The sequence below is a fragment of the Billgrantia endophytica genome (genome assembly GCF_002879615.1).
GTDB lineage: Bacteria > Pseudomonadota > Gammaproteobacteria > Pseudomonadales > Halomonadaceae > Halomonas > Halomonas endophytica.
This window is the reverse complement of sequence record NZ_PNRF01000018.1, coordinates 1-12,244: the sequence shown is the minus strand read 5'-3', so window position 1 is coordinate 12,244 and position 12,244 is coordinate 1. Positions and strand designations below refer to the sequence as shown.

Here is a 12,244-nt window from a genome sequence, read left to right as displayed (position 1 = left end):
CGAAACTCGCAGTGGCAGGCGGTGGACTTGACTCTTTATATTACTTTCCGTATAAAAAATATGACTATTTATTCTTTCATAGAATAATGCCGGGGCGTTAAGGTGCCCCCTGACGCTTCGCCACTCTCATAGCAGCAGGACCGGCTGAATGTATCGCTACGACAACCACGATCAGACCCTGGTCAATGAACGCGTCGCCCAGTTCCGCGACCAGATGAACCGTTATCTGGCAGGGCGACTCAGTGAAGAGGAATTTCTGCCGCTGCGCGTGCAGAACGGCCTTTATGTCCAGCGGCACGCCCCCATGCTGCGCGTCGCCATCCCTTACGGCATGCTGGCCTCCTACCAGCTGCGCAAGCTAGGGGATCTGGCCCGTGACTATGACCGCGGATATGGCCACTTCACGACCCGGACCAATCTCCAGCTCAACTGGCCCAAGCTGGAAACGGTCCCGGACATGCTGGCCGAGCTTGCCAGCGTACAGATGCACGCCATCCAGACCAGCGGGAACGACATTCGCAATACCTCGAGCGACCAGTTTGCCGGCGTCGCCGAGGATGAGGATGTCGATCCACGCCCCTGGTGCGAACTGATCCGCCAATGGTCGACGTTCCACCCGGAGTTCACCTACCTGCCGCGCAAGTTCAAGATCGCCGTGACCGGCTCCTCCGAGGATCGTGCCGCCATCCAGGTTCACGATGTCGGCCTGCGCCTGTGGCGTGACGACCAGGGCGAAGTCCGGATCAAGGTGCTCGCAGGTGGCGGCCTTGGCCGTACGCCGATGATCGGTGAGGTCGTTCGCGAGGACCTGCCCTGGCAACACCTGCTCACGTATCTGGAAGCGCTGGTTCGGGTCTACAACCAGTTCGGGCGGCGTGACAACAAGTTCAAGGCGCGTATCAAGATTCTGGTCAAGGCGCTGGGTGTCGATGAATTCCGTCGCCGTGTCGACGCCGAGTGGGCGCATCTCAAGGATGGCCCCCAGACCCTGACGCGGCAGGCCGTCGAGAATATGCAGCAGTACTTCGTCGATCCCGAACGGCGCCCGATCAGCGAGGACGCCATCGCCGGCTTCGAAAGGCTGCGCCACGAGAACCGCGCCTTTTCGCGCTTCGTGACCAATAACGTCCACGGCCACAAGGTGGCTGGCTACAAGGCGGTTACGCTGTCGCTCAAGCGAAGCGGCCACTCGCCCGGCGACCTGACCTGGGAGCAGATGCACCAGGTCGCCGATCTGGCCGACGAGTACAGCCATGGTGAGCTTCGCGTCACCCATGAACAGAACCTGGTACTTTCCGACGTCGCGGTCGACCAGTTGGAATCGCTCTGGCAGCGTCTCGGCGAGCTCGGCCTGGCCAACCCCACCGTGGGTACCCTGGCCGATCTCATCTGCTGTCCCGGCGGGGACTACTGCAGCCTGGCCAATGCCAAGTCGATCCCCGTTGCCCATGCGATCCAGGAGCGCTTCGAGGACCTCGACTTCCTCTACGACCTGGGTCCGGTGGAGCTGAACATTTCCGGCTGCATGAACGCCTGCGGTCATCACCATGTCGGCAATATCGGTATTCTCGGCGTCGACAAGAAGGGAGAGGAGTGGTACCAGATCTCCCTTGGCGGGGCCCAGGGCAACGATGCCTCGCTGGGCAAGATCCTCGGTCCATCCTTCAGCCGCGAAAACGTGCCCGAGGTCATCGACAAGGTACTGCAGGTCTATGTCGGCCAACGCATGGAAGGCGAGAGTTTCGTCGAGACCTATCGCCGGATTGGTCTCAAACCCTTCAAGGAGCGGGTCTATGCCTGATCAAGAGACTTCCCGCCGCCCCTTCATCCATCAGGGGCGGCCGGCAGAGGACCGCTGGGCGCTGATTCGCGACCTGGAGACACCACTGCCGGACACCGTTGCCATCGTGCCGTTGGCTCGCTGGCGGGAACGTGCCGGTGATGAGCGATTGGCGCCGCTGCTGGGCAGTGATACCGAACTGACCCCGGCACTGGCAGCCGAACTGGCGGATGCCCCTCTGATTGCCATCGATTTCCCAAGGTTTACCGATGGCCGGGGCTACAGCCTGGCACGCCTGCTGCGCGAGCGTCACGGCTTCACGGGCGAGATTCGTGCCGTGGGCGACGTGCTGGTCGATCAGGTTTTCTTCCTGACCCGCTGCGGATTCGATGCGCTGTCGCTGCGCGAAGACCAGTGGCTGGAAGATGCCCTGAATGCCCTCAACGCCTTCAGCCGGGCCTATCAACCGGCCGTGGATGAACCGGAACCGCTGTTCCGGCATCGGCTGCGCGAAGCCATCAGGGAAGCGGAACCCTCTCTGGCATAAGCCCTTGTTCTGGCATGGGACATGGTATCGGCATGACGACGCCGTCCGACCGGGCCGGCGTCGTCATGGGGTTCAACCACGACGCTTCTGCTGTCGCTCCCGGTTGGCCGCCCTCGCCCGCTCGCTCTTGCGCAGCATGACCCAGGTGGCACCCAGGCCACCATCGGCCTGCTGGGCCGACACGAAGGCCTGCACTTCCTCGAACTGAACCAGCCACTTGGCGAGGTAGGAACGCAGCACGTTGGGAGGGCTGTCGATTTCCCGGCCACGACCATGCACGATCAAGACCGAGCGCAAGTCGAAAGCATGGGCCTCCTGAATGAAGGACGGCAGCACCCGGCGACATTCCGCCAGGGGACGGCGCAACAGGTGCAGGCGGGACTGAGCGACATAGCCGCCGTGCCGTAGCCGGTCCACCACGGCCTGCTGTATACCGTCACGCCGATATTCCATGGGATCGAAAGGTGGCAGCAGGTCAACGAAATCGTCGGAAAGGAAGCTGTCCTTCCCGGTCATGGCCTGGGCGCTGGCCCGGCGAGCCAACTGGGCTTCGGTGGGCCGGCGGCGGCGTGTCCCGGGATCCGCTCGGTTGCCAACACCGGTCAATGGCTTCACATCGCCCATGAGTGCCCGAAAGTCCTGGTCGTTACGTGCCGACTGCGTCATGAGCCACCTCCGTGATCATCAAGCCCAGCCCCATCCTATCAGAGCTCGGTTTCCCGTTTGAACCAGACACCGACAGCCTCTCATGGCAAGATAGCGCATGCGTCATTGGCGAAGGAGTGCGTATGCGGCGGTTGCGTTATCTGCTGGCGGGCATGGTAGCCCTGCCATTCGCTGTTCTGGCCTGGCTCTGGCTCACCATGCTCAGCCCCTTTACCTACGACCGACCCGATCACCTGCCGGATGTCGATGGAGGACCTCATGAAGTTTTCGTCTACGGGACGCTGCGCTTTGCACCGGTGCGATGGGTCGTGATGGGGCGTGCCGGGGAAACCCGATCCGCCATACTGGAAGATTTCCGCCGGGATGGCCTCGACATCGCCGAGGCACCCGAGGAACAGGTCGAAGGCAAGGTGGTGGTCGTCAGCGACCGGGAACTGGAAAGGCTGGATCGCTATGAGCGACTGGGCATCCGCTATGGGCGCATGAACAGACGTCTTGCCGACGGCAGCGAGGCGTGGGTCTATCAGAGGCTGGCCGATGAGCCCGAAACGGTAGAACCCCGGTAACCACCCTTCTACAATACCCGCCAGCCATTCCAAGGATCGAGGAACCTGCATGACCATTACCCTTTACCACAACCCTCGCTGCTCGAAGTCCCGCCAGGCCCTGGCACTGCTTGAAGAAAACGGCGTCGAGGTGACGATACGCCGCTACCTCGACGAACCGTTGAGTGAAGAGGAGCTGCGCGACCTGATGTCACGCCTCGATGCCGATGGCGAGGCCCTGGTACGCACCCAGGAGGCCGAATGGAAGGAACGGGACGCCAATATCCAGGATCAGGAGCAGGTCATCGCGGCGCTCCTTGCCCACCCACGGCTGCTGGAGCGGCCCATTGCCGATGATGGCAAGCGCGCCGTCATCGGCCGCCCGCCGGAAGACGTGCTCGCCCTCGTCCATCATGACTGACGGGGCCCAGCTTCCCATCGCTATCAGGAGCCACGATGAGCGACTCTCTACCCTACGTGCTGATTCTGTACTATTCCCGACACGGCGCCACCCGAGCCATGGCCGAACAGCTGGCTGCCGGCGTGGAGTCCTGCTCCGGTGTGGCGGCCCGGCTGCGAACCGTCCCGGCGGTTTCCACCACCTGTGAGGCCGTGGAACCGGCGATCCCTGCTGAAGGCGCCATCCATGCCGAGCTCGATGACCTGCGTCACTGCTCGGCCCTGGCCCTGGGTAGCCCGACTCGATTCGGCAACATGGCAGCCCCTCTCAAGTATTTCATCGACGCGACCAGCGGGCTGTGGATCAACGGTGCTCTGACCGACAAGCCGGCTACCGCCTTCACCTCCACCTCGAGCCTGCATGGCGGCCAGGAGACGACGTTGATCTCCATGCTGTTACCCTTGCTCCATCACGGCATGGTCTATGCCGGTCTCCCCTATCGGGAAACCGAACTGATGGAAACGACCGGGGGCGGAACACCGTATGGTGCCAGCCATGTCGCCGGCCAGCGCAGCGATCAGCCGCTGACGGAGAGTGAACGCCGCCTGGCCCGTGCGCAGGGCGAACGATTGGCACGCCTGGCCTTGGCACTGCGCAGCCTGCGGGAGGCGTCATGAGGCGGTGGCTCGAAGAGATGGAAGCGCGTCACGGCCTGGACAGCCTGACCGAACGCGCCAGGCAACTGGTGCTGGGCAGCTTCGTTCTGCTCCTGATCCTGCTGGTGTGGAGCGGCCTGTCGATGCAGGCGGGCGACAACCCCCTCACTCCGATCCTGGTGCGGGTCCTGCCGCTGTTACTCTTCCTGCCGTCGATCATCGGCCAACGCCCGCGAGGGCATGCCTGGCTTGCCTTCGTCAGCCTGCTCTATTTCACCCAGGGGGTCATGGTCGCCACCCTGCCGGGGCAGGCACTGCTGGGCGGCCTGGAAGCCATCAGTGCGCTGGGCCTGTTCACCGGCTGCATGTTCTATGCGCGCTTCCGCAGCCGCCAACTGAAAGCCTCTCGCTAACGGGAGTTGTGCTGCGCTCCGACAGCGGCCACCATGAGAAAAATCACGAGGAAAACGCCATGACACGTAACATCGCCGATATTCGGCGCGACTATGAGGGTGGCCAGTTGGAAGAGGACTCGGTCCCCGGCGACCCCATGGTGCTGTTCGACGAATGGATGACCCTGGCCCTGGATGCCGAAGGTGACGACGGCAATACCATGACGCTGGCCACCGCCGATAGCCAGGGCCTGCCCCATGCGCGCATCGTTCTGCTCAAGGGATATGATGACCGGGGAATGGTGTTCTACACCAACTACCACAGCCACAAGGGCAGCGAACTGGCCAACGTGCCCCACGCGGCCCTCGTGTTCTGGTGGCCATCGCTGAGCCGGCAGGTCCGGATCGAGGGTCGGGTCGAACAGGTGGACCAAGAGGAGTCGAACGCTTACTTCAACAGCCGCCCCCGGGCCAGCCAGCTAGGCGCCTGGATTGCGACACAGAGTGTGGTGATTCCCGGACGCCAATGGATCAAGGAGCGTCAGCATCGCTTCGAGCAGGCGTACGAGGGGCAGGAAATTCCCCGCCCCGTCCACTGGGGGGGCTATCGTGTCACTCCGGAAATGATCGAGTTCTGGCAGGGTCAGCCCAGTCGCCTGCACGACCGGATCCGTTACGAACATCGTGACGGCAGCTGGCATTGCTTCCGGATGGCGCCCTGAGCGCTCGCGACCCTTCAGATGGCCAGGGGGGCCCTGATCTCGTCTCCTCGATCAGGGCCCTCAGTCGGGCAGGCTCGCCAGTCGATGCTCCTGCCATTCACTTTGCGGTTCATTGAGCCTCATGACGGCATCGACCACCTGCTCCTCCATGTTGTAGCTGCAGCGGAAGCCCAGGTGCTTCATCAGCGCCCGCATGGGGTGGTTGTCGACCATGATCTTGCCGACCATCTCCAGAGTGCCCACGCTTCGGCAGTAGGCGATCATCTTCTTCATGAGCAGGCTGCCAAGGCCCTGCCCTGCCATGTCGTCACGAACGATGACCGAGAATTCGGTACGGATGTTATCGGGATCGTTCCATACCCTGACGACGCCGAGCATTTCCTTGCTGCCATCTTCCCGCCGGTGTTCCGCAATGAAGGCCATTTGCCGGTCATAGTTGATATGCGCCAGTGTCGATAGGTCGCGCTGACTGAGATCGGCCTTGTTGTGGAAGTAGCGGAAGCGAATGCTCTCCTCGGACAGCTGACCATGAAAGCTGGTAATCAGTGGTGCGTCCTCGGCGCGAATCGGACGCACTTCCACCGCCATGCCGTTGTTGAGAGTGGTCCACTCCCGAAGCTCCTCCGGATAGGGCATGATGGAGAAGCGTGCCGGATGTCCCAGGTCGATGGCGAAGTCCACCGCATACATGCCGTCTCGATTCAGCAGCAGCGGGTTGAGTTCCAGACCATGCAGCTCCAGCAGGTCGGAAGCCATCTGCGACAGCTTGACCAGCAGCTGACACAGCCGTTCCAGGTCCCGCTCCGGATCACCGGAGTGCTCACGGATCAGGCGTGCGGCATGGGTACGGCCCACGACATCGGCCGCCAGCGTCATGTTCAGTGGCGGCAACGCCACCTGGCGGTCGGCCAGCACGTTGACCTTGTACCCTCCGATACCAAACACGATCAGTGGGCCGAATATCGGGTCGCGGGTGATACCGGCGCAGATCTGCATGGAATGCTTGCCCCGCTGCATGGGCTGCAGGCAGTACTCGCGGATTCTCACCGGAGGAAACTTCTCGTGCACCTTGTCGCCGAGCCTGGTGACACCCTCGGCTGCCTGTTCCGGAGTGTTCAGGTCCTGCAGGAGCCCGGCGGATAACCGATGCGGATGCTTGCGGTAGCGGAACGGACGGCAATTGCCTTCGTGCACCACCTTGAGCGCCATGGGGCCATCGATCCTGCTCGCGGCTTCAAAGGCCTCTTCCGGTGTCTGTACGTGATGACTGGGGGCAATGGGGATCCCATAGGCCTCCAGCACCTGCGCCGTCTCGGAGTGCGACAGCGTATCGCGCCCTTCTGCCTTGGCCTCCTGGATCAGGGTACGACAACGGGCACGTATGTCCGGTGTGGTGGAGAACGGCAGGCTGGGCGGCGTCTCCTGCAGCAGGGCCTGTACCCGCTGGTAATCCACCATATGCATGAATGCCTTGACCGCCTTTTCCGGCGACACATAGGTGGGGATGCCGGCCATGCTGCATTCATGCCGGGCATAGAGTGCCCCTTCCAGCCCCATCCAGCTCGTCAGGAGGTTGCGACGAAAGCGCTTGCGGTTGGCGATCACCGCCTGGGCCGTGATTTTCGATGGAGCCAGACGCGTCGGTGCGTGCACCACCAGGACGGCGTCCACCCCCGGGTCGGCGGCCACGATCTCCAGCACCTCCACCAGCTTCTCGGGCGTGGCGTTGCCACCCAGGTCGACAGGATTTTCACCAGGCTTGCTCATGTCGGAATCGCCCTTCCTCAGGGCGCGGCGGGTCTCGTCACCGAATCGGGCCAATCTGCCACCGGCACTGATCAACTTGTCGATGGCCAGCATGGCCGGCCCCAGGCCGTTGGAGACGATGGCCAGGCGGTCGCCCTTGAGCGGCTTCATCTGGGACAGCGTCATCAGCGCGTCGAAAAGCTCGTCCGAGTCGTTGACGCGGACGACGCCCGCTCGGGAAAACGCGGCATCGAACACCACATCCCGGTTCGCCACGCCCGGCGTGGGTGGCACATTGGACAGGTCGGACTCGGGCGTTCGACCGCTCTTGATGGCCAGGACCAGGCGATGGCGCGAGGCATCGCGCAGCGCGGTCATGAAATGCTGGGAGTCGTGGATGCGTTCCAGATGCAGCAGGATGGCCTGCGTGGGGGCGTACTGATTGATGTAGTCGATGAGATCGGGAAGCATCACATCGACACTGTCACCCACGGTTATCAGATGGGAAAACCCGATGCCCCGCCCCGCTGCCCAATCGATCATGGCATTGCCCAGCATGCCCGACTGCCCCAGATAGGCGACCTTGCCCGCCTTGACCGGTTGGCTGGCATAGGAAGCATTGAGCTTTCGGCTCGGAACGATCAAGCCCATGCACTCGGGCCCAAGCACGCGAATGCCCGACTCCCGTGCCGCTGCCAGCATCCGCTCCCGGATCGAGCCCTTGTCTTCCCGGGCTTCGTCAAGGCGCGACCCGCCGGACAGCACGAGCGCGGCCCGGATGCCGATACGCCCCAGGCGGGATATCACCTTCGGCAGGGTATGTGCCGGCGTACAGACCACGGCGAGGTCCGGTGCTTCCGGCAGCTCACGGATCCGCGCCACGCCGGGCTGACCGAATACCGTCTCGTATCCCTTGAGATTGACCGCCCAGATGGTCCCGGGAAAACCTGCTTCTTGCAGGTTGCGGATCACCAGGCCGCCTATCGAATGAGGTTTTTCCGAGGCGCCGATCACCGCTATGGTACGAGGCTCGAAAAAGTGCCGCAGAAATCGGGTACCCAAATCGTTCCCTCCCACCAGATCAGTTTCCTGCCACCCTGTGTACGACTTATTGACACTGTTATGCAAGGGCTTACGCGCTTTATGGTGACTTCTGTCACTCTGGAGCCCCCATTAATGATAACGGCCTACATTACGCACCCCAATTGTGATCTCCACCATATGGGCCCGGAGCATCCCGAAAGTCCCCTGCGCCTGGAAGCCATTCGTGCCCGTCTGGCCCTCTCCGGATTGCTGCAACAGACCATGCAGTCGGATGCCCGCGAGGCCACCGAGCCTGAACTGGCCAGGGTTCACCCGCTGCGTCACCTTCGCGCGCTGGACAAGTGCGTTCCCGAGTCGGGTATCGTCACGCTGGACAGTGACACCATGATGAACCCTGACAGCCTCCAGGCCGCCCGGATGGCGTCGGGAGCCGTCATCAGAGGTGTCGAGCAGGTCTATCGGGGCCAGGCCGACAACGTCTTCTGCGCCGTGCGCCCCCCCGGCCATCATGCCGAAGCGACCGACGCCATGGGTTTCTGCTTCTACAACAACGTTGCCGTTGGTGCGGCGCACGCTCGGGCCAAATACGGTACACGACGTATCGCCATCCTCGATTTCGACGTGCATCAATGCAACGGCACCATCGATATCTTCAAGGACGATCCCGATATCCTGATCTGCACCAGTTTCCAATACCCGTTCTATCCTTGGCGTTATCTGCGCAGTGAATGGCAGAACGTGGTCAACACTCCGTTGGACGCTGGCACCGACAGCGCCGCCTTCCGTCGTGCCATCGAGGATGACTGGCTTCCGGCGCTGCATGGCTTCAAGCCCGAGCTTGTGCTGGTGTCGGCCGGCTTTGACGCTCATCGAGAGGATCCAATAGCGGAGCTATGCCTGGAAGACGAGGACTTCTACTGGGTAACGCACCTGGCCATGGAAATTGCCGCGCTCTATGCCGACAATCGCCTGGTATCGGTGCTGGAAGGGGGCTACGACCCGGCGTCACTGGGGCGCAGCGCCGAGGCTCACGTCAAGGCACTGCTGGGCCTGCCCTTCAGCAAGTGAGACATTGTGCCGGGCTGTCGCAAGCGGGCGTGCCCATGTCGCCCTGGCGGTGCGTACCGCACCATTTGTGGTACGCTTTGGGGAAACTCTGTTTCCTATAGTGAACCTGCCAATGCCCGCCAACACCGACCAGCAGACCGCCCTGCGCATCGCTTCCGGCCGCAAGCCATTCGTTGAGCCATTGCGCCTGGGTGAGCGTCTCAAGGAAATTCGCCTGGCCAACCAGTGGACCCTTGAGGATGTGAGTCAGCGCACCGGGCTGGCTCGCTCGACGCTGTCCAAGATCGAAAACAGCCAGATCTCTCCCACCTTCACTGCCGTCCAGAAGCTGATCAATGGTCTTGGCATCGATCTGCCACAGTTGCTCACGCCACCGCGGGTCCAGCCCCGCACCATGGGCCGACGAGACCTCACGCGCCAAGGTGAGGGCCAGCATCATCCGACTCCGACCTATGAACATGAACTGCTCAGTTGTGAGCTGGCGCAGAAGCGCATGATTCCGTTCAAGACGATCGTGCGGGCCCGTCAGTTCGATGAATTCAACGAGTGGGTTCGCCATGACGGCGAAGAATTCCTGATGGTGCTGGAGGGCGAAATCCGTCTCTATACCGAATTCTACGAACCGCTGCAGCTGACCCGGGGTGACAGCATCTATTTCGACAGCGACATGGGGCACGCCCTCGTTTCGGTCAGCGAGGACGACGCCGTGGTGCTGTCGGTTTGCACCCGGGGGGACAGCGCCGCCTAGTCGGCTGCCCCAGCCGACTACCGGCGATCGCCCGGCCGTTTCGGCGGCACGGCATCGAGCACGAGACGATCAGTGGCGTGAATGGCCTGAAAGTGGCGCCCCTTGGCGCGGGCGACCAGCATGACACCGAAGCGATCGGCGAGCTCCACGCCCTTCTGCGTCACCCCCGAGCGGGACACCAGCACACTGATGCCCATCTGGGCCACCTTGAGGACCATCTCCGACGTCAACCGCCCCGTCGTATAAAAGATATCGGCAGCATGGGCCTGGGACATGCCCAGCCATTGCCGCCCGGCCAGGGTGTCCACGGCGTTGTGTCGCCCCACGTCTTCGACGAAATCCAGCACGTCGGCCTGGCGGCACAGCGCACAGCCATGTACCGCTCCTGCGCTTCGATAGGTCTCGTTATAGTCGCCCAGGCGCTTCAGCAGCTCATAGAGCACCGACTGGGACAGCGAGGTGTCGGGCAATACCCGAAGCGAGGTCGAATCCAGCAGCCGGCCGAAGACCGTTCCCTGGCCGCAGCCGGTCGTCACGGTGCGTTGCCCCAACCGGGTCTCCAGATCATCGGGAAGGTGGCGTGTCACCACGGCAGCCGCCTCCACCTCCCAGTCCACATGCACCGCCAGAAGGTCGTCCCGGGTCGTCAAGAGCCCCTGGTTGCGCAGATAGCCGACGACCAAGGCTTCCGGGTCGGCACCCAGCGTCATCAAGGTGACGATCTCACGCCGATTGAGATACAGCGTCAGGGCACGTTCGGCCGCAATGGCCTGACGACGGCGCTCACCGAACTCGTCGAGGACGTCGACTTCCAGTGTGGTAGGCAGGCGAGCGTGGCTGCGGCTCAGGTTCCTCATGAGAGGGGCGTTCCCTTTCCTCCGGATCGGCTTGACCATGATGGCATCCTCCGGCCTTTCGCTTCAATCCGGGACACCCCCCACGAGGGGTGTCTTTTGCTATCCTTGACCGCGTCCATGACCACTTCAGGTCAATAGCATGCAGGGAGATAAGCCATGCAGCATCTCAATGACGCCACTCGCACCGAACTCGAAGCCGCCGCGTTTCGCCGCTTGCTCAAGCATCTTGACGAACACAAGGAAGTGCAGAATATCGACCTGATGATTCTGGCCGACTTCTGCCGCAACTGCCTCTCGAAATGGCTGGTGAATGCCGCCGATGAACGTGGTGCCGAGCTCGACTACGACACCGCCCGCGAATATGTCTACGGCATGCCGTATGAGGACTGGAAAGCGAAGTACCAACAGGAGGCCACGCCTGAGCAATTCGCCGCCCTCGAGGCACACCAGGCACGCAAGCAGGAGCAGGAAGGGACATGAGCGAAGCCATGATACCGCTGAAGATCGCGGTACTGACCATTTCCGATACGCGGGATCTGGATACCGACCGCAGCGGCGCCCTGCTCGCCGAACGGCTCGAGGCCGCCGGCCACCGGCTTGTCGATCGCCGAATCGCGATCGATGACGTCTACCGTATTCGTGCGGTCGTTTCCGAGTGGATCGCCGACCCGGGAGTCCAGGTCATTCTCACCACCGGTGGGACCGGTTTCACCGGGCGCGACTCCACCCCCGAGGCGATATCGGTGCTGCTGGACAAGCGTATCGAAGGTTTCGGCGAGCAGTTCCGCCAGCTCTCCTTCCAGGAAATCGGCAGCTCCACGATACAGAGCCGCTGCCTGGGCGGACTGGCGAACGCCACCGTGGTCTTCTGCCTGCCCGGCGCGAGCGGCGCCTGCCGCACTGCCTGGGATGGCCTGCTGGCGGAGCAGCTCGACAGCCGGCACGAGCCCTGTAACTTCGCCAACCTGGTCATTCCCGAGAGAGGCCAGCATGCGTGAGATGACCGACAGCCGGCACGAGCCCTGTAACTTTCTACAAGTTCAGGCCAACCTGGCCATACCCGAGAGAGGCCA

The 12,244-nt window shown here is 62.6% G+C and carries 14 protein-coding genes; 11 read left to right on the top strand and 3 right to left on the bottom strand.

Translation table 11 applies throughout. The features are described from left to right. The first annotated feature begins 148 nt into the window (after positions 1 to 148). Together C1H69_RS09235 and C1H69_RS09230 are read left to right on the top strand one after the other, a co-directional pair. Positions 149 to 1,801 (top strand): nitrite/sulfite reductase, encoded by a 1,653-nt coding sequence (locus C1H69_RS09235; RefSeq protein ID WP_102653117.1) that lies wholly within the window; start codon positions 149 to 151, stop codon positions 1,799 to 1,801. Next, the gene (locus C1H69_RS09230; protein WP_102653116.1) at positions 1,794 to 2,327 is read left to right on the top strand and encodes a DUF934 domain-containing protein; all 534 of its coding nucleotides are present in this window, start codon (positions 1,794 to 1,796) and stop codon (positions 2,325 to 2,327) included. Before C1H69_RS09235 ends, C1H69_RS09230 begins: the two co-directional genes overlap by 8 nt. A gap of 72 nt (positions 2,328 to 2,399) precedes the next feature. Here the strand turns inward: C1H69_RS09230 and smrA are convergent, their stop codons facing one another. Then, on the bottom strand, positions 2,400 to 2,993 hold the full coding sequence (smrA, locus tag C1H69_RS09225; protein WP_102653115.1) for a DNA endonuclease SmrA: 594 nt from the start codon (positions 2,991 to 2,993) through the stop codon (positions 2,400 to 2,402). Between the two features lie 122 nt (positions 2,994 to 3,115). On the opposite strand from smrA, the gene C1H69_RS09220 reads away from it, so the two are divergent. From C1H69_RS09220 to pdxH, 5 genes are read left to right on the top strand one after another with little or no spacing between them, the layout of a single operon-like run. Continuing rightward, positions 3,116 to 3,559, top strand: a complete 444-nt coding sequence (locus C1H69_RS09220) for a gamma-glutamylcyclotransferase family protein (protein ID WP_102653114.1) — start codon at positions 3,116 to 3,118, stop codon at positions 3,557 to 3,559. Positions 3,560 to 3,608: 49 nt separating this feature from the next. Continuing rightward, positions 3,609 to 3,959 carry an arsenate reductase (glutaredoxin) gene (gene arsC / locus C1H69_RS09215; protein WP_102653113.1) on the top strand — a complete coding sequence of 117 codons (351 nt, stop codon included), beginning with the start codon at positions 3,609 to 3,611 and terminating at the stop codon, positions 3,957 to 3,959. Between the two features lie 35 nt (positions 3,960 to 3,994). Continuing rightward, a complete protein-coding gene (gene wrbA / locus C1H69_RS09210) occupies positions 3,995 to 4,615 on the top strand; it encodes an NAD(P)H:quinone oxidoreductase (protein WP_102653112.1) in 621 nt (206 codons plus the stop codon). Next, positions 4,612 to 5,007: a DUF2069 domain-containing protein gene (locus C1H69_RS09205; protein ID WP_102653111.1), complete on the top strand. Its 396-nt coding sequence runs from the start codon at positions 4,612 to 4,614 to the stop codon at positions 5,005 to 5,007. The genes wrbA and C1H69_RS09205 overlap by 4 nt, the downstream gene beginning before the upstream one ends. 59 nt (positions 5,008 to 5,066) lie before the next feature. After that, positions 5,067 to 5,708: a pyridoxamine 5'-phosphate oxidase gene (gene pdxH / locus C1H69_RS09200; RefSeq protein ID WP_102653110.1), complete on the top strand. Its 642-nt coding sequence runs from the start codon at positions 5,067 to 5,069 to the stop codon at positions 5,706 to 5,708. 60 nt (positions 5,709 to 5,768) lie between these two features. On the opposite strand, the gene C1H69_RS09195 is transcribed toward pdxH, so the two are convergent. Then, positions 5,769 to 8,516 carry a bifunctional acetate--CoA ligase family protein/GNAT family N-acetyltransferase gene (locus tag C1H69_RS09195; RefSeq protein WP_102653152.1) on the bottom strand — a complete coding sequence of 916 codons (2,748 nt, stop codon included), beginning with the start codon at positions 8,514 to 8,516 and terminating at the stop codon, positions 5,769 to 5,771. A gap of 114 nt (positions 8,517 to 8,630) precedes the next feature. On the opposite strand from C1H69_RS09195, the gene C1H69_RS09190 reads away from it, so the two are divergent. Together C1H69_RS09190 and C1H69_RS09185 are read left to right on the top strand one after the other, a co-directional pair. Further along, positions 8,631 to 9,566: a histone deacetylase family protein gene (locus tag C1H69_RS09190; RefSeq protein ID WP_102653109.1), complete on the top strand. Its 936-nt coding sequence runs from the start codon at positions 8,631 to 8,633 to the stop codon at positions 9,564 to 9,566. 112 nt (positions 9,567 to 9,678) lie between these two features. Continuing rightward, the gene (locus C1H69_RS09185) at positions 9,679 to 10,314 is read left to right on the top strand and encodes a helix-turn-helix domain-containing protein (RefSeq protein ID WP_102653108.1); all 636 of its coding nucleotides are present in this window, start codon (positions 9,679 to 9,681) and stop codon (positions 10,312 to 10,314) included. Between the two features lie 17 nt (positions 10,315 to 10,331). On the opposite strand, the gene C1H69_RS09180 is transcribed toward C1H69_RS09185, so the two are convergent. Further along, a complete protein-coding gene (locus C1H69_RS09180; RefSeq protein WP_102653107.1) occupies positions 10,332 to 11,171 on the bottom strand; it encodes a formate dehydrogenase accessory sulfurtransferase FdhD in 840 nt (279 codons plus the stop codon). Positions 11,172 to 11,327: 156 nt separating this feature from the next. On the opposite strand from C1H69_RS09180, the gene C1H69_RS09175 reads away from it, so the two are divergent. Continuing rightward, positions 11,328 to 11,651: a DUF1244 domain-containing protein gene (locus tag C1H69_RS09175; protein ID WP_102653106.1), complete on the top strand. Its 324-nt coding sequence runs from the start codon at positions 11,328 to 11,330 to the stop codon at positions 11,649 to 11,651. Beyond that, on the top strand, positions 11,648 to 12,169 hold the full coding sequence (gene moaB / locus C1H69_RS09170; RefSeq protein WP_102653105.1) for a molybdenum cofactor biosynthesis protein B: 522 nt from the start codon (positions 11,648 to 11,650) through the stop codon (positions 12,167 to 12,169). The genes C1H69_RS09175 and moaB overlap by 4 nt, the downstream gene beginning before the upstream one ends. Positions 12,170 to 12,244 lie beyond the last annotated feature (75 nt).